Source organism: Actinoplanes sp. NPDC049681 (assembly GCF_044465265.1).
GTDB lineage: Bacteria > Actinomycetota > Actinomycetes > Mycobacteriales > Micromonosporaceae > Actinoplanes.
Genome location: NZ_JBITLP010000006.1, coordinates 193,580 through 213,544, shown reverse-complemented (window position 1 = coordinate 213,544; position 19,965 = coordinate 193,580). Strand labels below are relative to the sequence as shown.

The 19,965-nt window shown below is 72.2% G+C and carries 21 protein-coding genes; 15 read left to right on the top strand and 6 right to left on the bottom strand.

Annotated features, from left to right (window positions below; all coding sequences use genetic code 11):
- Positions 1-69 precede the first annotated feature (69 nt).
- Genes map through ACIBO8_RS22855 form a run of 3 tightly spaced genes read left to right on the top strand, consistent with a single transcriptional unit; the run spans position 70 to position 1,934 of the window.
- Positions 70-927, top strand: coding sequence for a type I methionyl aminopeptidase (gene map, locus ACIBO8_RS22865; protein WP_396117303.1), 858 nt, complete (start codon positions 70-72; stop codon positions 925-927).
- The gene (locus ACIBO8_RS22860; RefSeq protein WP_396117302.1) at positions 924-1,619 is read left to right on the top strand and encodes a VIT1/CCC1 transporter family protein; all 696 of its coding nucleotides are present in this window, start codon (positions 924-926) and stop codon (positions 1,617-1,619) included. The genes map and ACIBO8_RS22860 overlap by 4 nt, the downstream gene beginning before the upstream one ends.
- A gap of 27 nt (positions 1,620-1,646) precedes the next feature.
- Positions 1,647-1,934: a DUF1330 domain-containing protein gene (locus ACIBO8_RS22855; protein ID WP_396117301.1), complete on the top strand. Its 288-nt coding sequence runs from the start codon at positions 1,647-1,649 to the stop codon at positions 1,932-1,934.
- Positions 1,935-1,940: 6 nt separating this feature from the next.
- Here ACIBO8_RS22855 and ACIBO8_RS22850 read toward each other — a convergent pair whose 3' ends face one another.
- Genes ACIBO8_RS22850 through ACIBO8_RS22840 form a run of 3 tightly spaced genes read right to left on the bottom strand, consistent with a single transcriptional unit; the run spans position 1,941 to position 3,569 of the window.
- Positions 1,941-2,654, bottom strand: a complete 714-nt coding sequence (locus tag ACIBO8_RS22850; RefSeq protein WP_396117300.1) for a nucleotidyltransferase domain-containing protein — start codon at positions 2,652-2,654, stop codon at positions 1,941-1,943.
- 55 nt (positions 2,655-2,709) lie between these two features.
- Complete coding sequence (locus ACIBO8_RS22845) at positions 2,710-3,132, bottom strand: DUF4439 domain-containing protein (protein WP_396117299.1); 423 nt, start codon at positions 3,130-3,132, stop codon at positions 2,710-2,712.
- Positions 3,129-3,569 (bottom strand): hypothetical protein, encoded by a 441-nt coding sequence (locus tag ACIBO8_RS22840; protein ID WP_396117298.1) that lies wholly within the window; start codon positions 3,567-3,569, stop codon positions 3,129-3,131. The genes ACIBO8_RS22845 and ACIBO8_RS22840 overlap by 4 nt, the downstream gene beginning before the upstream one ends.
- 218 nt (positions 3,570-3,787) lie before the next feature.
- On the opposite strand from ACIBO8_RS22840, the gene rimP reads away from it, so the two are divergent.
- From rimP to ACIBO8_RS22800, 8 genes are all read left to right on the top strand, one after another.
- Positions 3,788-4,459, top strand: a complete 672-nt coding sequence (gene rimP / locus ACIBO8_RS22835; RefSeq protein WP_396117297.1) for a ribosome maturation factor RimP — start codon at positions 3,788-3,790, stop codon at positions 4,457-4,459.
- Entirely contained in the window at positions 4,456-5,472 is a 1,017-nt protein-coding gene (nusA, locus tag ACIBO8_RS22830; RefSeq protein ID WP_396117296.1) for a transcription termination factor NusA, read from the top strand. Before rimP ends, nusA begins: the two co-directional genes overlap by 4 nt.
- Positions 5,450-5,833, top strand: coding sequence for a YlxR family protein (locus tag ACIBO8_RS22825; RefSeq protein ID WP_396117295.1), 384 nt, complete (start codon positions 5,450-5,452; stop codon positions 5,831-5,833). The genes nusA and ACIBO8_RS22825 overlap by 23 nt, the downstream gene beginning before the upstream one ends.
- Before the next feature lie 107 nt (positions 5,834-5,940).
- A complete protein-coding gene (gene infB, locus ACIBO8_RS22820) occupies positions 5,941-8,991 on the top strand; it encodes a translation initiation factor IF-2 (RefSeq protein WP_396117294.1) in 3,051 nt (1,016 codons plus the stop codon).
- 64 nt (positions 8,992-9,055) lie between these two features.
- Positions 9,056-10,081: a TRM11 family SAM-dependent methyltransferase gene (locus ACIBO8_RS22815; RefSeq protein WP_396117293.1), complete on the top strand. Its 1,026-nt coding sequence runs from the start codon at positions 9,056-9,058 to the stop codon at positions 10,079-10,081.
- A 33-nt stretch (positions 10,082-10,114) separates the two neighbouring features.
- Positions 10,115-10,408, top strand: coding sequence for a DUF503 domain-containing protein (locus tag ACIBO8_RS22810; RefSeq protein ID WP_396117292.1), 294 nt, complete (start codon positions 10,115-10,117; stop codon positions 10,406-10,408).
- Between the two features lie 121 nt (positions 10,409-10,529).
- Entirely contained in the window at positions 10,530-11,000 is a 471-nt protein-coding gene (rbfA, locus tag ACIBO8_RS22805) for a 30S ribosome-binding factor RbfA (RefSeq protein WP_396117291.1), read from the top strand.
- 62 nt (positions 11,001-11,062) lie between these two features.
- Positions 11,063-12,076 (top strand): bifunctional oligoribonuclease/PAP phosphatase NrnA, encoded by a 1,014-nt coding sequence (locus tag ACIBO8_RS22800; protein WP_396117732.1) that lies wholly within the window; start codon positions 11,063-11,065, stop codon positions 12,074-12,076.
- A 309-nt stretch (positions 12,077-12,385) separates the two neighbouring features.
- Here ACIBO8_RS22800 and ACIBO8_RS22795 read toward each other — a convergent pair whose 3' ends face one another.
- Positions 12,386-12,823 carry a helix-turn-helix domain-containing protein gene (locus tag ACIBO8_RS22795; RefSeq protein ID WP_396117290.1) on the bottom strand — a complete coding sequence of 146 codons (438 nt, stop codon included), beginning with the start codon at positions 12,821-12,823 and terminating at the stop codon, positions 12,386-12,388.
- A gap of 473 nt (positions 12,824-13,296) precedes the next feature.
- On the opposite strand from ACIBO8_RS22795, the gene ACIBO8_RS22790 reads away from it, so the two are divergent.
- Positions 13,297-14,616: an MATE family efflux transporter gene (locus tag ACIBO8_RS22790; protein WP_396117289.1), complete on the top strand. Its 1,320-nt coding sequence runs from the start codon at positions 13,297-13,299 to the stop codon at positions 14,614-14,616.
- Positions 14,617-14,640: 24 nt separating this feature from the next.
- A complete protein-coding gene (truB, locus tag ACIBO8_RS22785; RefSeq protein WP_396117288.1) occupies positions 14,641-15,525 on the top strand; it encodes a tRNA pseudouridine(55) synthase TruB in 885 nt (294 codons plus the stop codon).
- On the opposite strand, the gene ACIBO8_RS22780 is transcribed toward truB, so the two are convergent.
- Both ACIBO8_RS22780 and ACIBO8_RS22775 read right to left on the bottom strand, forming a co-directional pair.
- Positions 15,522-15,935 carry a response regulator gene (locus tag ACIBO8_RS22780; protein WP_396117287.1) on the bottom strand — a complete coding sequence of 138 codons (414 nt, stop codon included), beginning with the start codon at positions 15,933-15,935 and terminating at the stop codon, positions 15,522-15,524. The two genes, truB and ACIBO8_RS22780, sit on opposite strands and share 4 nt — an antisense overlap.
- Entirely contained in the window at positions 15,932-18,541 is a 2,610-nt protein-coding gene (locus tag ACIBO8_RS22775; protein WP_396117286.1) for a response regulator, read from the bottom strand. Before ACIBO8_RS22775 ends, ACIBO8_RS22780 begins: the two co-directional genes overlap by 4 nt.
- Positions 18,542-18,621: 80 nt before the next feature.
- Here ACIBO8_RS22775 and ACIBO8_RS22770 point away from each other — a divergent pair, with 80 nt between their 5' ends.
- A complete protein-coding gene (locus ACIBO8_RS22770; RefSeq protein ID WP_396117285.1) occupies positions 18,622-19,554 on the top strand; it encodes a bifunctional riboflavin kinase/FAD synthetase in 933 nt (310 codons plus the stop codon).
- A 130-nt stretch (positions 19,555-19,684) separates the two neighbouring features.
- Positions 19,685-19,954 carry a 30S ribosomal protein S15 gene (rpsO, locus tag ACIBO8_RS22765; RefSeq protein ID WP_396117284.1) on the top strand — a complete coding sequence of 90 codons (270 nt, stop codon included), beginning with the start codon at positions 19,685-19,687 and terminating at the stop codon, positions 19,952-19,954.
- Positions 19,955-19,965 lie beyond the last annotated feature (11 nt).

Here is a 19,965-nt window from a genome sequence, read left to right as displayed (position 1 = left end):
GCCCACGGGCGGCAACAACCGGTGCACGCTCCCGGAGGCGGCCGGATCGGCGGCGATAGGCTGGGCGCCATGACCGTTCGTGCCCCGCTCACCCCGGGTAAGCAGTCGCCCTGGCGGGCGGTGCCGCCCCAGATCGTCCGTCCCGAGTACGTCGGCAAGAAGCGCCCGAAAGAGTGGCGCGGCTCGCACGTGCAGACGCCCGAGACGATCGAGAAGATGCGGATCGCGGGGCGCCTCGCCGCCCAGGCCACTCAGCTCGCCGGCGAGCACTGCAAGCCGGGCGTCACCACGGACGAGATCGACCGCGTGGTGCACGACTTCCTCGTCGACCACGGAGCGTATCCGTCGACGCTGGGTTACAAGGGCTTCCCGAAGTCGTGCTGCACGTCGCTCAACGAGGTGATCTGCCACGGCATCCCGGACAGCACGGTGCTGGAGGACGGCGACATCGTCAACGTCGACGTCACCGCGTACATCGGGGGCGTGCACGGCGACACCGACGCGACGTTCTGCGTGGGTGAGGTGAGCGAGGAGGCCCGGCTGCTGGTCGAGCGGACCCACGAGGCGATGATGCGGGGGATCCGCGCGGTGGCCCCGGGCCGGCAGATCAACGCCATCGGCCGGGTCATCGAGGCGTACGCCCGCCGCTTCGGCTACGGCGTGGTGCGCGACTTCACCGGCCACGGCATCGGCGAGACCTTCCACAGCGGGCTCTACATCCCGCACTACGACAACCCCCGGCTGAACACGGTGATGGAGCCGGGCATGACCTTCACCATCGAGCCGATGATCACCCTGGGCACCCATGAATACGAGATGTGGAACGACGGTTGGACGGTCGTGACGAAGGATCGGAAGTGGACGGCGCAGTTCGAGCACACTTTGGTGGTGACGGAGGACGGGTACGAGATCCTGACGCTCCCGTGACGATCGTGGAGCATCACCACGCTGACGTGTCGGGTGGCTGGCTGCGCGCGGCCACCTTCGGCGCGATGGACGGCCTCGTCACCAACATCGCCCTCATCGCCGGGGTCGGTGGCGGGGGCGTGAGCCGGCACACGCTGATCCTCACCGGGGTGGCCGGCCTGGTGGCCGGCGCCGTCTCCATGGGCCTCGGCGAGTACACCAGCGTGCGGACCCAGAACGACCAGGTCGCCGCCGAGCTCGACAAGGAGCTGCGCGAACTGCGGGAGAACCCGGACGGCGAGGCCGCCGAGCTGGTCGCCATCTGGACCGCCCGGGGGCTGCCCGAGGACCTGGCCCGGCAGGTGGCCGACGTGCTCAAGCACAACCCGGAGCAGGCGCTGCGGGTGCACGCGCAGGAGGAGCTCGGCGTCGTGCCGGACGAGCTGCCGAGCCCGTGGACGGCCGCGTTCTCCTCGTTCGTGTGCTTCTCGATCGGCGCGATCGTGCCGCTGCTGACGTACCTGATGGGCTTCGACAGCCTCGCGCTCGCGCTGGCCGTCGGCGGGCTGGGGCTCTTCGCGGCCGGGGTGATCGTCGCCCGCTTCACCGGGCAGGGCTGGCTCGTCAGCGGTCTGCGCCAGCTGCTGCTGGGCGCCGCGGCGGCCGGCGCCACCTACGTGGTCGGCATGCTGATCGGCGTCGGGGTGGCCTAGCTGGTTACTCACCAGTAACATCGGCGTGTGACTGTCTACGTGCTCGCCCAGGTCAGCATCCAGGACCGGGAACGATATGACCGATACGCCGCGCGCTTCATGCCGGTGCTGATCCGGTACGGGGGCCGGCTCCTTGCTGCCGACGAGGCGCCGGTGGCCGTGGAAGGCGTCTGGCCGCACGACAAGGTCGTGCTGGTGGCGTTCGAGGATCAGGCGGCGTTCGAACGGTGGGCGAACTCCCCGGAATACCAGGAGATCTCCAAGGACCGGCTCGCCGCGACCGACGGCGTGGTGCTGACCGTACGGGGCATCTAGCAGCGCCTAGCTCTCGAAGAGCGCTCCGAGCGGGCCGTCGACCGGGCGGCCGCGCGCGGTCAGCTCCTCGGCCTGCGCCTTGAGCACGGCGCCCAGCTCGGTCATGTCCACGCCGGCGAGCCCGGTGCGCTTGACCGCGTCGGCGCGGTTGCGGAAATACGTGCGGGAGAGCAGGCCGGCGACCATCGCGGCGTGCAGGCGGGCCTCGGCGATCAGCACCAGGGCGGCGTCGGTGTCGTACCACTCGGCGAGCCGGACCGCGCGGGCGTGCGCCGCCGATGCCACGCACCAGTTGCGGCGGGCCAGCCCGCTGAACTCCCCGGGCCGGGTCTCGGCGAGCTTGGCGAGGTGCGCGTCGCGCTGGGTGCCGAACCAGCCGCGCGGGTCGAACAGATCGCGGGTGGTCAGGCAACGGTCCGCCTCCAGCGGCCACCGCGGGGTCAGGTCCCGCGCCCGGCGCAGTCCCTCCTCGCCGGAGGCGACCCTGAGATCCACCAGGATGCCGTCGACGCGGCGCAGGGCCGCGCGGGGTCCGGCGCCCTGCCGGTACGTGACGACGACCAGGTTGACGTCGCTGGACTCGGTGTCGTCGCCGTGCGCCATGGACCCGTGCACGCCGATCGCCTGGACCTCGGCCGACCACCGCCGCAGGATGACGTCGCGCAGCCGCGTGGCCAGATACCACCGGGGGTTGGCCAGGTCGATCTCGTCCAGCGACACCGCTTGATTCTCGGGTACGCGACCCGCACGCGAAAGGTCTTGCGGTGTCCCGGTCTCAGGGCCGTCCCGGCCAGGCCATGGTCGCCGGCGTGACCGAGCCGAGGCGCCGCCACCGGGTGGCCCGGACAGCGGCATCCGTCAATGCGCTCAGGGCTGCCGACCGGTCGCCGCCCTCGGTGACCGGCAGGGCGGCCCGCCACGCCTGCGCCACGCCGTCCTCCACCTGGATCGCCAGCTTCAGCGCGCTCTCGCGGTCGGTCACCTCGTACGGCAGCTCGTAGCCGGCCGGGGCGGGCGCGGTGCTCGCCTGCAGCGACGCCAGCCTGCTGACCAGCACGTCGCGGCGGTCCCGGTGCGCCGCCTCCGCGGCCCGCGCCTCGGTCCGCTCACCCGCACCGGTGAGCCGCACCCCCAGCGCCCCGTACGCGTAGATCGCCGCCTCCTCCGCCGCGAGCGCGGCCGCCAGCTGCGTGTTCATCGCAGTGCCTCGGCGTGCGCGGCCCGTGCGGCGGCGATCGAGCCCACCAGCGCGGCCCGGTTCGCCGGCGCGGCGCGGCATGCGGCGGCGGCGGTCTTCTGCGCGGCCTGCTCGGCCTTGCGCAACGCCGCCACGGACTGCCCTGCCCCGGACGGGGGAGCGCTGGAGGCGGCGGCCGACGGCAGTGCAGTGTCGATGACCTTCGCGAGCTCGGCGGCGTGCGCCCGGTGATCCTCGGCCAGGGGCGTCAGCCGCTTCGCCAGTCCGGGCTCGGCCAGGACGGCGCGGTCGTACGCAGCGGCCAGCTTCAGCGCCTCGTCCAGCACGGGCTGGAGGGCGTCGGGGCGCGGCGGTGGCTCGGGGCCGTCGTCGAAGAGCCCGCACCCGGCGAGCGCGGACACACTCACAGCTGTCCCCAGCAGCTGACGTCTTTTCACGCCCGCAAGTCAACACCATGGGCGCCCGTGATCCGGTCGGTGGTCGCTGACCTGCGCATGGCGCGCATTCGGTGCGGCGGCGGCGGGGCCGTGCCCCCGGCGCGTTACGCTCTGCGTCAGCCGCCGGGGAAAATGCCCCGGTGGCATGCCGGTGTTCCCGGCGATCGCCGGCGGGTGGCGTGCCATCCCGCCGTATTCGAGCAGAAGGGTTGGGCCCGATGACGCAGCGTGGTCGCACCGGCGCCCGGCCGGCGAACCGCCGCTCCGGGAACAGGGGCCGGGACGCCTCCGACGAGACGCGCGCCCCCGCCGCCCCGCGGATCGACCTCGTGGCCGCCCGGGCCCGGGTCCGCGCGGTGATCGAGCCGGTCGTCGTGGCCGCCGGGTACGACCTCGAAGAGGTGAATCTGTCCCGTGCCGGGCGACGCCACCTCGTCAGGGTGCTGGTCGACGCCGACGGCGGCATCAGCCTGGACGACGTGGCCGTGGTCTCCCGGGAGATCTCCGCGGCGCTGGACGCCGCCGAGGAGGCCGAGGGCGAGGTGCTCGCCGGCGAGTATCAGCTCGAGGTCGGCTCGCCCGGGGTCGACCGGCCGCTGACCCTGCCCCGGCACTGGCGGCGCAACGTCGGCCGGCTGGTCACCGTGACCACCGGCGGCCGGTCGCTGACCGGGCGCGTCGTGGCGGCCGACGACGCCGGGATCGTGCTGGACGTCGACGGCACGGCGAACGAGATCGCGTACGCCGACCTCGGGCCGGGCAAGGTCCAGATCGAGTTCAAGCGGCTCGACGAGGCCGTCTTCCCGGACGAGGACGACGAGGACGACGCGGGCGACGACCCCGACGACGATGAAGATGACGACGAGGATGGGGAGGGCGAGGAGAGGTGAACATCGACCTCGCGGCGCTGCGCGCCCTGGAGCGCGAGCGGGAGATCCCGTTCGAGACGATCCTCGCGGCGATCGAGACCGCGCTGCTGACCGCGTACCGGCACACGGACGGGGCCGAGGGGCACGCCCGGGTGGAGATCGACCGCAAGACCGGCGCGGCTTCCGTGTTCGCGCAGGAGCTGGACGCCGATGGGACGGTCGTCCGCGAGTGGGACGACACGCCGCACGACTTCGGCCGCATCGCCGCCATGACGGCGAAGCAGGTGATCCTCCAGCGGCTGCGCGAAGCCACCGACGAGGCGCACTTCGGTGAGTACGCCGGCCGCGACGGTGACCTGGTCACCGGCATCGTGCAGGCCGACGCCGCCCGAGCCGAGAAGGGCATCGTCATCGTCGACCTCGGCAAGCTCGAAGCGGTGCTGCCGCAGGCCGAGCAGGTGCCCGGGGAGACGTACGACCACGGGTCGCGGATCCGCGCGATCGTGGTGCACGTGGCCAAGGGCTTCCGTGGGCCGCAGATCACGCTGTCGCGTTCGCACCCGGCGCTGGTGAAGAAGCTCTTCGCGCTCGAGGTGCCGGAGATCGCCGACGGCACCGTGGAGATCGCCGCCATCGCACGTGAGTCAGGTCACCGTACGAAGATCGCGGTGCGTTCGACGGTGGCGGGCGTCAACGCCAAGGGCGCGTGCATCGGGCCGATGGGCCAGCGGGTGCGCGCCGTCATGAGCGAACTGCACGGCGAGAAGATCGACATCATCGACTGGTCGGACGACCCCGCGCAGTTCGTCGGCAACGCTCTCTCGCCGGCAAAGGCCCTGCGTGTGGAGGTTGTCGACGCCGCTGCGCGGACCGCGCGGGTGACCGTGCCGGACTTCCAGCTCTCCCTGGCCATCGGTCGCGAGGGGCAGAACGCCCGCCTCGCGGCCCGGCTGACCGGGTGGCGCATCGACATCCGTCCGGACAACGAGCCGGCCGCGGCCGCGGAGCGGGATGCCGCCGAGACCGGAAGCTGACCGGATACGCGGACCACGCGTCGGAGGGGTAGACTTTTCAGGGGTCGGCCCGGTGCGAACCTGCATCGGTTGTCGTTCACGCGTGCCGACCTCCCAGTTACTGCGGTTCGTCGCGGTGCGAGACGGGGATGACCTCCGCCTCCAGCCCGATCCGGGCCGTCGGCTGCCGGGCCGGGGAGCGCACCTGCATCCTGATCCGGCCTGTTTCGCGCAGGCGGAGCGGCGTCGCGCCTTCGGGCGTGCGCTGCGTCTCACTGGTGTTGCTGACACCGGCTTGCTTGCCGAACACATCCGCACGGCTGTGCCGCGCGGAACAACCGATGACGACGCGTCAGAGCTTCGTCACGACCCAGCAAGGTAGGACGACCGACATGAGCACACGATGAAGTCCCTGAAATGACCAGGCTTCAAGTGCAGGAGTGAGGTCGCTGCGGGTTTGGCTCGCACGACCTCGAAGTGAGGAGTGCAGTGCCAGGTAAGGCCCGCGTACACGAGCTCGCGAAGGAGCTCGGGGTCGACAGCAAGACCGTTCTCGCCAAGCTCAAGGAGATGGGCGAGTTCGTCAAGTCCGCATCGAGCACGGTCGAGGCCCCAGTGGCCCGGCGGCTGCGTGGTGCCCTCGACGCCCAGGGCGGCGCTGCTCCGGCAGCCCCCGCCGCGGCTGCGCCGAGCGCCCCCGCGCCCAGTGCGCCCCGTCCCGCCCCCACGACCGCACGGCCGCAGCCGCCGCGCCGGCCGGCCGCCCCGGCTGCGGGAGCGCCCAGCGCGCCCGCGTCCCCGGCGCCGAGCCCGGGGCCGACGGTCCGGCCCAAGCCGCCGGTACCCGGCCGTCCGGGCCCCACGCCCGGCCCGGTCGCCAAGCCGGCGAGTGCCCACGACATCGAGGTGGCGGCCGCCGAGGCGCGCGCCTCGGCGCTGAAGGCCGAGCAGGAGGCCGCCGTCAAGGCGGCTCAGGCCGCGCGCACCCGCGACGCCGAGCGCCGGGCGCAGCAGCCCCCGGCCGACGGCGCCTCGCGTCCGCGTCCGCCGGGTCCGGGCTCGGTTCCGCCGCGTCCGGGTTCCCCCGCGGCCGCTCGTCCCGGCACGCCGGGCACGCCCACGCCGGGTCGTCCCGGTCCGGGCGGCGCCCCGCGCCCGCCGGCGCGTGGTCCCGGTAACAACCCGTTCGGCGTCTCCGGTGGCGGCGCACCGCGGCCGACCCCCTCGGCGATGCCGCGTCCCAACCAGGCGGGCATGCCGCCGCGGCCGAGCCCTGCCTCGATGCCGCCGCGGCCCAGCCCCGCTTCCATGCCCGCACAGCGTCCCGGCCGTCCGGGTGGTCCCGGCGCGGGCCGTCCCGGTGGTCCGGGCGGTGGCGGCGGCCGTGGCGGTGCCGGTGGCGGCTTCCGTCCCGGTGGCGGCGGTGGCGGTGCCGGTGGCGGCTTCCGTCCCGGTGGCGGCGCCGGCGGTGGCGGTGGCTACCGTGGCGGCCCCGGCGGTGGCGGCGGTGGCGGTGGCTACCGCGGCGGCCCCGGTGGTGGCGGCGGTGGACCGGTCGGTGCCGGTGCCCCGGGTCGTCCCGGTGGCGGCGGCCGTGGCCGTGGCGGCGGTGCCGCGGGTGCCTTCGGGCGTCCGGGTGGCCGGCCGACCCGTGGCCGCAAGTCGAAGAAGCAGCGGCGTCAAGAGTTCGACAACCTGTCGGCTCCGGCCATGTCGTCGGGCGCGCCCCGCGGTAACGGCCAGGAGATCAGGCTGTCGCGCGGCGCGTCGCTCTCCGACTTCGCCGACAAGATCAACGCCAACCCGGGTTCGCTGGTCCAGGAGATGTTCAACCTGGGCGAGATGGTGACGGCGACGCAGTCGTGCTCCGACGACACGCTGCTGCTGCTCGGCGAGCACCTGGGCTTCGACGTGCAGATCGTCAGCCCCGAGGACGAGGACCGCGAGCTGCTCGCGCAGTTCAACATCGACCTCGACGCCGACGTCGCCGAGGACCGCCTCGTCACCCGTCCGCCGGTCGTGACCGTCATGGGTCACGTCGACCACGGTAAGACGAAGCTGCTCGACGCGATCCGCAAGACCAACGTGGTCGCCGGCGAGGCGGGTGGCATCACCCAGCACATCGGCGCCTACCAGGTGCAGTACGAGCACAACGGCGAGGACCGGGCGATCACCTTCCTGGACACCCCGGGTCACGAGGCGTTCACCGCCATGCGTGCCCGTGGCGCCCAGGCGACGGACATCGTCATCCTCGTGGTGGCGGCGGACGACGGCGTGATGCCGCAGACGGTCGAGGCGCTGAACCACGCCAAGGCCGCCGAGGTGCCGATCGTCGTCGCGGTCAACAAGGTCGACAAGCCGGACGCCAACCCGGAGAAGGTCCGCCAGCAGCTGGCCGACTACGGGCTCCTCGCCGAGGAGTACGGCGGCGACACGATGTTCGTCAACGTCGCGGCGAAGCCCGGCATCGGCATCGACGACCTGCTCGAGGCCGTCCTGCTGACCGCCGACGCGTCGCTGGAGCTCACCGCCCCGATCGACGGCCCCGCCCAGGGTGTCGTGGTCGAGTCGCACCTGGACAAGGGCCGCGGTGCGGTCGCCACCGTCCTGGTGCAGAAGGGCACGCTGCGGGCCGGCGACTCGATCGTGGCGGGCGGCGCGCACGGCCGCGTCCGCGCCATGCTCGACGAGAACGGCAAGACCGTGGCCGAGGCCGAGCCGGCTCGCCCGGTCCTGGTGCTGGGTCTGACCTCGGTGCCGGGCGCGGGCGACACCTTCCTCGCCGCCGAGGACGACCGCACGGTGCGGCAGATCGCCGAGCAGCGGCAGGCACGCCGCCGCGCGGCGAGCTTCGCCAACTCGCGCGGCCGGGCCACCCTCGAGACGCTCATGGAGCAGCTCAAGGAGGGCGAGAAGACCTCGCTCACGCTGCTCATCAAGGGTGACTCCTCCGGTTCGGTGGAGGCCCTCGAGGACGCGCTGTTCAAGATCGAGATTCCGGACGAGATCCAGCTCAAGGTCATCCACCGCGGCGTCGGTGCGATCACCGAGAGCGACGTCAACCTGGCGTCGGCCTCGTCGGAGCAGATCGCGACGATCATCGGCTTCAACGTCCGGGCCTCCAACAAGGTCAAGGAGATGGCCGACCGCGCCGGCGTGGAGATCCGCTACTACAGCGTGATCTACCAGGCCATCGAGGAGATCGAGGCGGCGCTCAAGGGCCTGCTCAAGCCCGAGTACGAAGAGGTCGAGCTGGGCACGGCGGAGATCCGCGAGGTCTTCCGCTCGTCCAAGATCGGTCTCATCGCGGGTTGTATGGTCCGGTCGGGTCTCATCCGCCGCAACGCCAAGGCGCGCATCCTGCGCGAGGGTGTCGTGGTGGCGGAGAACGTCACGATCAGCTCGCTGAAGCGGTTCAAGGACGACGCCACCGAGGTCCGCGAGGGCTTCGAGTGTGGTCTGACGCTCCAGGGCTTCGGCACGCCGCAGATCGGCGACGTGATCGAGACCTTCGAGATGCGCGAGAAGCCGCGGGCCTGATGCCCCCGGCATGACGTCGGCCCCCGGTGCTCCGGCACCGGGGGCCGTTGTCTTTACTACTGGGATGTCCCGCTACGCCCTGCTGCTCGCCCCCTCCGCCAACCGCGTCTACGCCGACCAGGCCGGCCGCCTCTCCCGCGCGGAACTGGCCGCCTTCGGCCCGGTCCTGAGCGGCCCGCTCGAGGCGATCACGGAGACCACCATCGGCGGCGTCGGCTACGTCACCTTCGAGGGTGACCTCGGCGCGCGGGACGTCGCGTACCTGTCCAACCTGTCGGCCGGCTACGCGCTCTTCGAGCGGGTCGAGGACGACCTGCTGCGACCCGTCGAGCTGCACCCGCTGGCCCGCTTCGACAGCGACCTGATCACCATCCCCAAGTACGCGGGCAAGACCAACGAGCAGTTCACCAAGCTGCTGCTCAACCTGACCCTGCTCGCCTCGGCGTCGGCGCCCCGGATGCTCGACGGCCGGCTCACCGTCTGCGACCCGCTCGCGGGCCGCGGCACCACGCTCAACCAGGCCCTCATGTACGGCTACGACGCGCTGGGCATCGAGATCGACGGCAAGGACGTGGAGGCGTACAAGCTGTTCCTCCAGACGTGGCTCAAGCGCAAACGGCTCAAGCACACGGCGGAGCTGGTTCCCGTACGCCGCCAGGGCCGCCGCGCCGCCCGCCGCCTGGAGGTCACGCTCGCGGCCAGCAAGGAGGACCACAAGGCCGGGGCGGTGCAGAAGGTCACGGTGCTGCACACCGACACGACCCAGCTGGACGGCCTCCTGCGGGCCAACTGCGCCGACGTCGTGGTCGCCGACCTTCCGTACGGCGTCGCCCACGGCAGCCACGACGACGAGGGCGGCATGTCGCGCCGGCCGCTGGACCTGCTCGAACGCGCCGTACCGGTGTGGCTGACCCTGCTGCGGCCCGGCGGGGCCGTAGGGCTGTCCTGGAACACCAAGGTGGCCAAGCGCGAGCTGGCCGAGGACATCCTGCTCGCCAACGGCCTGGAGCTCGTCGCCCACGAGGAGCTGAGCCACCGCGTCGACCAGGGCATCGAGCGGGACGTCCTGGTCGCCCGGAAACCCGGATGATCTTGTCGGGGGAGGGGCGTAGTCTGCTGGCTGATGTTTACCGAGACTGCGCTCTTCGACCTGCTCCTGCCCGGTGACTCACGATCGCTCAAGCAGAAGCGCTCCTACGTCCGGCCGATCATCGCCATGCTGCGCAAGTTCGAGGTCAGCGTCGCCGAGGTGGGGATGCACGACCTGCACGGGCGGGCACAGATCGGGGTCGCGGTGGTCGCGGCCGAGGCGGCTCAGGCCCGGGCCGTGATCGACACGTGCGAGAACCAGGTCGCCGGGCGGCCGGAGATCGAACTGCTGTCGGTGCGCCGCCGTCTCCACGGCGAGGACGACTGAGGCAGTGCCCGGCCTCCGACGGACCGGCGGGACGTTCGGGGTGGGGCGGTCATGGGTAGGCTCTCTGCGTTGGGCGGGGGTTGGTCTTACCCCGTAGGCACGGTTGTCGGAGGTGGGCGATATGTCGGACCCGGCCAAGACGCGACGGCACGCGGAGCGGGTGCGGGAGCTGGTGGCCTCGCTGGTGCGCGAGATCAAGGATCCCCGGCTCGGCATGGTGACGGTCACCGACGCCCGGATCACGGGTGACCTGCGGGACGCCCACGTCTACTACACCGTGCTGGGTGACCAGACCGAGCAGGCCTCGACCGCCGCCGCCCTGGAGAGCGCCAAGGGCATGTTGCGCACCCGCGTGGGGCACGCGCTCGGGCTGCGGCACTCGCCCAGCCTCACGTTCGTGCTCGACAACGTGCTCGACCACGCCAAGGAGATCGACGACCTGCTCGCCGCGGCGCGGCACCAGGACGCCGAGGTGCAGCGGCTGGCCGCCGGCAAGCAGTACGCCGGGGACCCGGACCCGTACAAGTCGACCGAGGACGAGGACGACGAGGCGGAGGCCGACGAACGCGTGGGCGCCGAGGACAAACGGTGACGGACGCGGTTGCCACCGCGCGGTCCCGCGGCGACGCGGGAAGCCGGGACGAGGCCCTCACCGTGCCGGTGAGCATCGCGGAGGCCGACTGGATCGCCGCGGTGCACACGGTGCGGCGGCTCGCTCCGGGCGGTCGCGTGCTGCTGGTCTGCCACGTCAACCCCGACGGCGACGCGCTCGGCAGCATGCTCGGCTTCGCGCTGGGCCTGCGCCGGCTCGGCGTGCGCGACCTGCAGGCCACCTTCCCCGGCCTGTTCGAGATCCCCGACCCGTTCACCGGGATGCCCGGCCTCGACCTGCTGGTGCCCGAGTCCGGGGCGTACCCGGATCCGGATCTGCTCCTGGTCTTCGACGTGGCCTCGGAATCGCGGCTGGGCGCTCTGGTCGACCGGCTGGACACCGCCGGCGCCACGGTCGTGCTCGACCATCACGCCTCGAACACCCGCTTCGGCGGCGTCAACCTGATCGACGCCACCGCGGCCGCCACCTCCGTGGTCGCCGAGGAGCTGCTCGACCGGCTGGACGTGCCGCTCGACGCGGAGATCGCCGAATGCCTGTACGTGGCGCTGGCGACCGACACCGGCTCCTTCCGCTTCGACATGACCACGCCCCGGGTGCACGAGATGGCCGCCCGGCTCATCGCCACCGGCCTGCGCCCCGGCGACATCTCCCGGCGCATCTTCGACAGCCGCCCGTTCGGCGCCATGAAGCTCTTCGCCGACGTGCTGGGCCGCGCGCAGCTCGACCCCACGGCGGCCGGCGGGCAGGGCATGGTGTGGACGTACGCGACGCTGGAGGACCTCGAGCGCCACGAGCAGCGGCCGTACGTGCTGGACGCGCTCATCGACCCGGTGCGCTGCGTGGCAGAGGTGGACGTCTCGGTCGTGGTCAAGCAGACCGCCGAGGGCGAGTGGGCGGTGTCCCTGCGCAGCAAGGGCGCGGTGGACGTGAGCGCCGTGGCGGTCGCCCTGGGCGGCGGCGGCCACCGGCTCGCGGCGGGCTTCACCGGCCACGGCACCCCGGGCGACGTCGTCGTGGCCGTGCGGGAGCAGCTCGACCGGCACCTCATCGTCTAGCCGTCCCCTGGGAACAAGGGGAGCGGTCGGAAGAGCACAGGTGGCCGCGTTCCACTCGGGGGAGGCGGCCAGCTCTGACAAACGTCGACAGGCTGCCGCGCGTTCCTGCTCTTGCTCTCGACGCGCTGCTTCGAGAGCGCGTCGGGTCCGAGCTCTGCGCCATCGGTTGATCCAGGGCATGGTCGCCTCCGCGTCACTTGGTCAAGAGACTCCGCTTCGTCCGTCCCGATCGCGATGGTTGCCGCGCGGTGACCGGATGGGGAGATACGAGGCGTCCGCGCTGCCATCGACCTGTCCGCGGACAGGCAGCTATGCCGGCCGGCAGGCCATGTACTGCTCGTACAGGTCACGCGCCTCGGTGACGCCTGTACTGCGCACCCCGGCGACTACCTCTGAAACTCGCCACCAGTTCGACGGCACGATGCGGCCGGACGTGATCGCTTCGCTCGCGGCGGCGGCAGCCTCATCGGCCTTGCCGGTTGCCAGTAGGGCCAGCCCCAGGTCAAGCTTCGCGGACGCGACGCGTCGCGGGCGGCCGTTCTCCCTCTCCAACTCGGCGATCACATCGCGGCCGCCGGCACCCAATGCATCGTCGAGACGGCTTGCCACGCTCGCGGAGACCGGTTTTCGGCCGGTTTCAAGCTCATGCAGGTAGGACTTGCCGTAATGCACGGCCGCCGCGAGTTCACGGAGGGACAGGACGCGCTGTGCTCGAAGGCGGCGAAGCTCATCGGCGAATCGGTCCACTTATTCGTCCTTGGTCGCGGTTGCGGACGGACCTCGTCGCCGACGCTACCGATGTACGACGAAGTTGCTTCACCCCGTTGTCGGAGCCGGCCCGCTGTCGTTGATCGGTATCCCGCTGTTCGGGATCCGCAGGCACACAGCGGGACTGAACGATAGTTTGAGTTGAACGGTGATTTGGTTTTTGCACGGTCACGACCATGGCCCGTCGCGAAGACCTCGAGCCACCCGGATGCACCAATCCGGGCCGCGTTGCCCCGCCTCAGGTCCGGCGATCCCGGACCGGTCCTCGCGACGCACCGCTCGACCCCACCTGTGGAAGGACCGAATCATGGCTGCCAAGCCGAAGCCCCAGCCGTCCGAAGATGCCCGCGAGCAGGCTCGCCGCGCCCTGCAAACGTCGATGGACACGCGTCAGTAGGTAACTGCCGCACCGCATTGCGATCCTTACGGCGGGGCGGGCATCATGGGTATTCATGAGCCCGTCCGCCGTCATCGCTGACAGCTCGCTGTCGCGACGCATCGCCGCGCTCGCGCTGCCCGCCCTCGTCGTGCTCGCTGCCGAGCCGCTCTACGTGCTCGTCGACACCGCCGTTGTCGGCCATCTCGGCCGCGTGCCGCTCGCCGCGGTCGCCGTCGGCGGCACGGTCATGTCGCTGGCCGTCTGGTTCGGCACGCTCATGGCGTACGGGACGACCGGGCGCGCCGCCCGCCGGTTCGGTGCGGGCGACCGGACCGCCGCCGTGGCCGAGGGTGTGCAGGCGTCGTGGCTCGCGCTCACGACCGGCGTCCTGCTGGTCGTGCTCGCCCAGATCTTCGCCGATCCGCTGGCCCGTGCGCTCGCGAGCGACCCGCAGGCCGCCGGCGCCGCCGCCGGGTGGCTGCGGATTGCCGTGCTCGGCGCTCCGGGGCTGCTGCTCGCCGCCGCCGGGAACGGCTGGATGCGCGGGGTGCAGGACACCCGCCGGCCGCTCTACTTCGTGCTCGGCGCGAACGTGCTCTCCGCCGCGCTCTGCCCGCTGCTGGTCTATCCGCTGGGATGGGGTCTCACCGGGTCCGCGGTCGCCAACGTCGTCGCCCAGTCCGTCTCCGGCGGCCTCTTCCTGTGGGCCGTGGTGCGGGAACGCGCACCGCTGCGGCCGGTGCCCTCGGTCATCGGCAACCAGCTCGTTCTGGGGCGCGATCTGCTGATCCGCGGCGCCGCCTTCCAGGCGTGCTGGCTCTCGGCCACCGCGGTCGCCGCCCGGTTCGGGGTGGCCGCGCTCGGCGCTCACCAGATCGCGCTGCAGCTGTGGTTCTTCGCGGCGCTGGCCCTCGACGCGGTGGCGATCGCCGCTCAGTCTCTCGTGGGGGCGGCCCTGGGCGCGGGTGACGAGAGCGCGGCCCGCGAGGTGGCGCGGCGGGTGACCCTCGTCGGCGGGGTCGCCGGCCTCGGCTTCGCGGTGCTGACCGCGGCGGGTGCCGGGGTGATCCCGGGGCTCTTCACCGGCGACCGGGCGGTGCACGAGCAGGCGGCGGTGGTCTGGCCGTGGTTCGTGGCGATGCTGCCGTTCGCCGGGGTGGTCTACGCCCTCGACGGGGTGATGATCGGCGCCGGTGACGTCGGCTACCTGCGTTCCATGACCCTGGTGGGCGCGCTGGGCGGCTTCCTCCCGCTGATCTGGCTGGCGTACGCGTTCGGCTGGGGCCTGCCGGGCATCTGGGCCGGCCTTGCCATGTTCACGCTGGTGCGCCTCGTCGCCCTGGTGCTCCGCTGGCGCAGCGCGCGATGGGCGGTCCTGGGCGTCACCCGCTGACGCGGGTCTGGTTGGGTGGAGGCCGTGAACGTGGACGGGCTCATCGTTGTGGACAAGCCGGCCGGGATGACCTCCCATGACGTCGTCGCCCGGATCAGGCGGCTGGCGAAGACCCGGCGGGTCGGGCACGGCGGCACCCTGGACCCGATGGCCACCGGGGTGCTGGTGATCGGCGTCAACCGGGCGACGCGGCTGCTCACGTACGTGATCGGCTCGCAGAAGAGCTACCGGGCCACGATCCGGCTGGGCCAGTCGACCGTCACCGACGACGCCGAGGGCGACGTGACCGCGACCGCGGACACCGATGGGGTCACCGACGACGGGATCCGAGCCGGGCTGGCCGCGCAGACGGGCGAGATCGACCAGGTGCCGAGCGCCGTCAGCGCGATCAAGGTGAACGGGGAGCGGGCGTACAAGCGGGTGCGTGACGGCGAGGCGGTCGAGCTGGCCGCGCGCCGAGTCACCGTGCACCGCCTCGACGTCCTCGACATCCGCCGGCCGGGCGACGCGGTCGACGTGGACGTGGACGTGACCTGTTCGAGCGGGACCTACATCCGGGCCATCGCCCGGGACCTGGGCCACGGGCTGGGCGTCGGCGGCCACCTGACGGCGCTGCGGCGTACGGCCGTGGGCGGTATGACGCTCGCCGAGGCGGCCACCCTCGACCAGCTGGAGGAACGCGCCCCGGACGTCGTCTCGTTGCCGATGGCCGAGGCCGCCAGGCGTGCGTTCCCGCAGCGCGAGGCGACGCCCGAGGAGGCGAGGGTGCTCGGTCACGGCGGCCCGTTGGAGCCGGTGGGCATCGAGGGGCCGTACGCGGTCTTCGCCCCGGACGGCGAGGTGCTGGCCGTCGTGTCGGAACGCGGCGGCAAGGCCCGCGCCGAGATCGTGCTGCGGCCGGCTTCCTAGGCGCGCCGGGGGAGGTGCTCGGCCACGACGGCGACGAGCTCGGCCGCCGCGTACGGCTTGTCCAGGAAGCCGTCGCAGCCCGCTTCCAAGGCCGCCGCCCGGTCCTGCGGCAGCACGCTCGCCGTCACCGCCACCACGGCCGGCCGCTTGTGGTTGCCGACGGGCACCGTGCCCGCCGCGAGTTCCCCGGCCAGCGTCAGCCCGTTGCCGTCCGGCAGGTTCATGTCCAGCAGGATGAGGTCGATCTCGCGCTCGCCGAGGCGGGTACGCGCCGCCGCCAGGCTGGGCGCGTCGATGACCTCGGCGTCGCGAACGGCCTCGATGTCGGCCCGCGCGAGGACCGCCTTCACCAGGGTACGGTTCAGTTCCTCGTCCTCGACCAGCAGGATGCGCGGGTTGTGGGCCGTCACGGCTTCTCCTTGTCCACGTCATTACGCACGCCGAGCAACGGCGCGAGCTTGTCCGAACCGGCCCCTCCGGCCATCGCGGTGGCGACCACGCCGCCCGCCATCGCCGTGGCCACCAGGGAAGCGTCCCCGGCCCCCGGGGTGACGCCCAGCACCGGCGTCTGCCGGGTCGCCGGGTCCTGCTCGAGCGCCGCCAGCATGCTGAAACCGTCGACCTCGCGGGCCTGCATGTCGCAGACGATCAGGTCGAAGTGGCTCTCGCGGCTCATCGCGAGCCCGTCGCGGCCGTCAGCGACCGCCACCACGTCGGCCCCGCCGGCGCGCAGGCCGTCCTCGATGGCCTGGCGGATGGTGTCGTCGTGGTCGACCACGAGCACGCGGGGAGCCGGGCGGCAGGCGACCGTACGGGCCAGCGCCCCCAGCAGGGCCGCCTGATCGACCGGCTTGATGAAGTAGCCGTCGGCGCCGAGCGCCAGCCCGGCCTGCCGCTCGTCGATGATGGTGGCGAAGAACACCGGGATGCCGGAGAGCCGCTCGTCGGCCTTGAGTCGCCGGATGACCTCGAAGCCGTCCATGCCGGGCAGCGCCACGTCCAGCACGATCGCGTCCGGCGGGTGCGCCCCGGCCGCCGTGAGCCCCGCCTCCCCGGTTCCGGCCACGTCGACGCGGTAGCCCGCGTTCTCGAGCTGGGTCTGCAGGAGCTCGGCCGACTGCGGGTCGTCCTCGACCAGCAGAACGCGGGCGCCTCCCGCCGACTGGTCCGGGGCGGACGCGCTGATCACGGGCGCGGCGGGCAACCGTACGGTGAAAGCGCTGCCCGCACCCGGCGCCGACACCAGCGAGATCTCCCCTCCGTGGGCCTCGACCAGGCGCTTGGTGAGGGCGAGCCCGAGCCCGGTGCCGGCGCGCTGCCGGTCGGGGTCGCCGACCTGCTGGAATTCCTCGAAGACCTTCTGGTGGTCCTCCGGCGCGATGCCGACCCCGGTGTCCGCCACGGTGACGGTCACGACCTTGTCGTCGGTCGCCGTCGTGACCGTGATCCGGCCGCCCTCCGGGGTGAACTTGATGGCGTTGGAGAGCAGGTTCTCGACGATCTGCCGGAAGCGCAGCCGGTCGGCCGACGCGGTGGCCGGCGCCAGGTCGGTGACCACGGTGAGCTCGCCCGTCGTGATCAGCGGGGCAAGGCCGGTGAGCAGCTCCTCGACGGCGGTGTCCACGCGCAGCGGGGCGAGCCGGAGCTCCAGCCGGCCGGCCTCGACCTTGGCCAGGTCGAGGATGTCGTTGATCAGGCCGAGCAGGTGCCGGCCGCTGGTGTGGATGTGCTCGACCCACTCCGCGGGCACCCGCCGCCGGTCGCCCTCGGGCTCCTCCATGCGCATGAGGTCGCTGAACCCGATGATCGCGTTCAGCGGCGTACGCAGCTCGTGGCTCATATTGGCCAGGAATGCGCTCTTCGCCTGGCTGGCCCGGGTGAGCGCCTCCACCGAGGCGCTGAGCTCGTGAGCCATCCGGCTCTGCGCGGCCATGACGGCCTGCCGCTCGGCGAGGATGCCCGCCTGGCCGCCGAGCAGGGCGAGCAGTCGCAGATCGTCGTCGCTGAACAGGGTGCGGTGCCGGTTGAAAAGCAGGACCGCGCCCTCGGCCTCGGGCGGCACGGGCATGCTCAGCACGGTCACGAAGTCGTCGCCCAGGTCGTTGCCGAAGTGCTGGACCAGGGCCGGGCTCCCCTCGCGCAGCCGCGCCGGGCGCCCGGCGCGGATCAGCGCGGTCAGGTCGGCGGCTCGCAGCTCCTCGGGGGTACGCACGGCGGGTCCGGCGTACGCGGCGGGTGCCAGCAGGCCGTCGCTGCGCGGCATCAGGACGGCCACCGCGTCCGCGCCGGTCTGCTGCCGCATGATCTCGGCGTACGTCTGCCAGACCTGTTCCGGCGTGGTGACGTCGGCACGCAGCATCTGCTCGGTGACCGACTGGGCGGCGGTGGCGCCGAAGACCCGGCGCAGCCAGCGGGGCGGCACGAAGGCGATCAGGTAGCCGATGCCGGAGACGAGGGCCAGCATGCGGTTCACGACGGCGGGCAGCCCGCTCACGCCCAGCAACACGATCATGATGCCGAAGGTGAAGGTGGCGCAGGCGGCGATCGTCAGCCGGGCGCGGTTCGCCCCGGTGCGGGACCGGGCCTTGCCGTAGAGCAGCGTGGCCGCGATGACCTCGGTCACCAGGAAGTAGCCCACCGCCGGAAGCACCCAGCTCTTGGGCAGCGGCCGGTCCAGGAAGAACACCGGCACGGTGACGGCCAGGTAGGCCACCGGGAGGACGACGTTCAACCAGCGCGGTAGCGAACGGACCCGGCCGACAAGGCGCACCGTCAGGTAGGGCTGGGCCAGAAAGCAGGCCAGCGAGAGCGAGTTCACCCAGACCGGCGGCGTCCCGTCGAGGATCCGGCGGGCGATGTCCAGGCCGAACAGGATCGTGCAGGGCGCGAAGACGAGCGTCACGTCGCGCTGCAGCGGGTCGCGCCGGCGCAGGTAACCCAGCAGCGCCCGCGCGAAAAGGACGGCGAAGGTGAACTCCGCCGCCAGGAGGATGACGGCACTCCAGTCGATGCGCATATCGGCATCAACTGTACCGTTTCAGGCAGTCGCCGAGACCGATACGCTTACGCCCGGGACGCACAGGGGAGGCGCGCAGAATGCAGCGGTGGCGCGGGTACGAGGCGGTGCCCGGCGGCTTCGGCCGGTCGGTGGTGACCATCGGGGTCTTCGACGGGGTGCACCGCGGCCATCAGGCGATCATCGGGTATGCCGTGAAGCGGGCCCGTGACCTCGGCCTGCAGTCGGTGGTGGTGACCTTCGACCCGCACCCGGCCGAGGTGGTCCGCCCCGGCTCGCATCCCGCCGTGCTGACCGAGCCGGTGCGCAAGGCGGAGCTGATCGAGCAGCTCGGCGTCGACGCGCTCTGTGTGGTGCCGTTCACACCCGCGTTCTCCCACCTCGGCCCCGAGGAGTTCGTCCACGACGTGCTGGTGGACGCGCTGCACGCGGCGGTGGTGGTCGAGGGTGACAACTTCCGCTTCGGCCACAAGGCGGCCGGCGACCTCGCCCTGCTGGCCCGGCTGGGGCGTGCCTTCGGCTTCTCCGTCGAGGAGGCGCCGCTGGTGACCGAGGACGGGTTGGTGTTCTCGTCCACGTACATCCGCAGCTGCGTCGACGCCGGTGACGTCAAGGCGGCGGCGGACGCCCTCGGTCGCCCGCACCGGCTCTCCGGCGTGGTGGTCCGCGGCGACCAGCGCGGCCGCGAGCTCGGCTTCCCCACGGCAAACCTGATGTGTCACCGGTACGCGGCGATCCCGGCCGACGGCGTCTACGCGGCCCGGCTCATCCGCGGCGGCGACCACGGCGGCCCGCTCGCGGCATCGGTCTCGATCGGCACCAACCCGACCTTCTCCGGGCGGGAGCGCCGGGTCGAGGCGTACGTCCTCGACTTCGAGGGTGATCTGTACGGCGAGCGGGTGAGCCTGGACTTCGTCGCCCACCTGCGCGAGCAGCGCGTATACACCGGCATCGAGCCTTTGGTGGCGCAGATTCGGCAGGACGTGGAGGATACCCGCGCAGTGCTGCGCTGAGCTGCTGGTAGGGTTGACCCCGGACCGGCTTATCCGGGCCGCAGTTTTCTATGTCATGGTCCCGCCTGCCTGCCCGACGCCGCGGGCCGCGGGGAAACCGACTCACCGGCAACACAGAATCACGGAGAACATGGCGCTCGATCAAGAGACCAAGAACAAGATCATGGGCGAGTACGCGACCCAGGAGGGCGACACCGGCTCTCCCGAGGTTCAGGTCGCGATGCTCACCAAGCGGATCGCCGACCTCACCGAGCACCTGAAGGTGCACAAGCACGACCACCACAGCCGTCGTGGTCTGCTGCTGCTGGTGGGTCGTCGCCGCCGCCTGCTCAACTACGTACAGAAGAAGGACATCGCGCGCTACCGGACGCTGATCGAGCGTCTCGGCCTGCGCCGATGACCTGACGGGGG

What these genes read in the sequence shown, in the direction of transcription:
- ACIBO8_RS22770 (WP_396117285.1), top strand. Translation starts at nt 18,622, where the DNA reads ATGCAGCGGTGGCGCGGGTACGAGGCGGTGCCCGGCGGCTTCGGCCGG.
- ACIBO8_RS22815 (WP_396117293.1), top strand. Translation starts at nt 9,056, where the DNA reads ATGTCCCGCTACGCCCTGCTGCTCGCCCCCTCCGCCAACCGCGTCTAC.
- ACIBO8_RS22825 (WP_396117295.1), top strand. Translation starts at nt 5,450, where the DNA reads ATGCCGCCGAGACCGGAAGCTGACCGGATACGCGGACCACGCGTCGGA.
- map (WP_396117303.1), top strand. Translation starts at nt 70, where the DNA reads ATGACCGTTCGTGCCCCGCTCACCCCGGGTAAGCAGTCGCCCTGGCGG.
- ACIBO8_RS22810 (WP_396117292.1), top strand. Translation starts at nt 10,115, where the DNA reads ATGTTTACCGAGACTGCGCTCTTCGACCTGCTCCTGCCCGGTGACTCA.
- ACIBO8_RS22790 (WP_396117289.1), top strand. Translation starts at nt 13,297, where the DNA reads ATGAGCCCGTCCGCCGTCATCGCTGACAGCTCGCTGTCGCGACGCATC.
- ACIBO8_RS22775 (WP_396117286.1), bottom strand. Translation starts at nt 18,541, where the DNA reads ATGCGCATCGACTGGAGTGCCGTCATCCTCCTGGCGGCGGAGTTCACC.
- rbfA (WP_396117291.1), top strand. Translation starts at nt 10,530, where the DNA reads ATGTCGGACCCGGCCAAGACGCGACGGCACGCGGAGCGGGTGCGGGAG.
- rimP (WP_396117297.1), top strand. Translation starts at nt 3,788, where the DNA reads ATGACGCAGCGTGGTCGCACCGGCGCCCGGCCGGCGAACCGCCGCTCC.
- rpsO (WP_396117284.1), top strand. Translation starts at nt 19,685, where the DNA reads ATGGCGCTCGATCAAGAGACCAAGAACAAGATCATGGGCGAGTACGCG.
- ACIBO8_RS22845 (WP_396117299.1), bottom strand. Translation starts at nt 3,132, where the DNA reads ATGAACACGCAGCTGGCGGCCGCGCTCGCGGCGGAGGAGGCGGCGATC.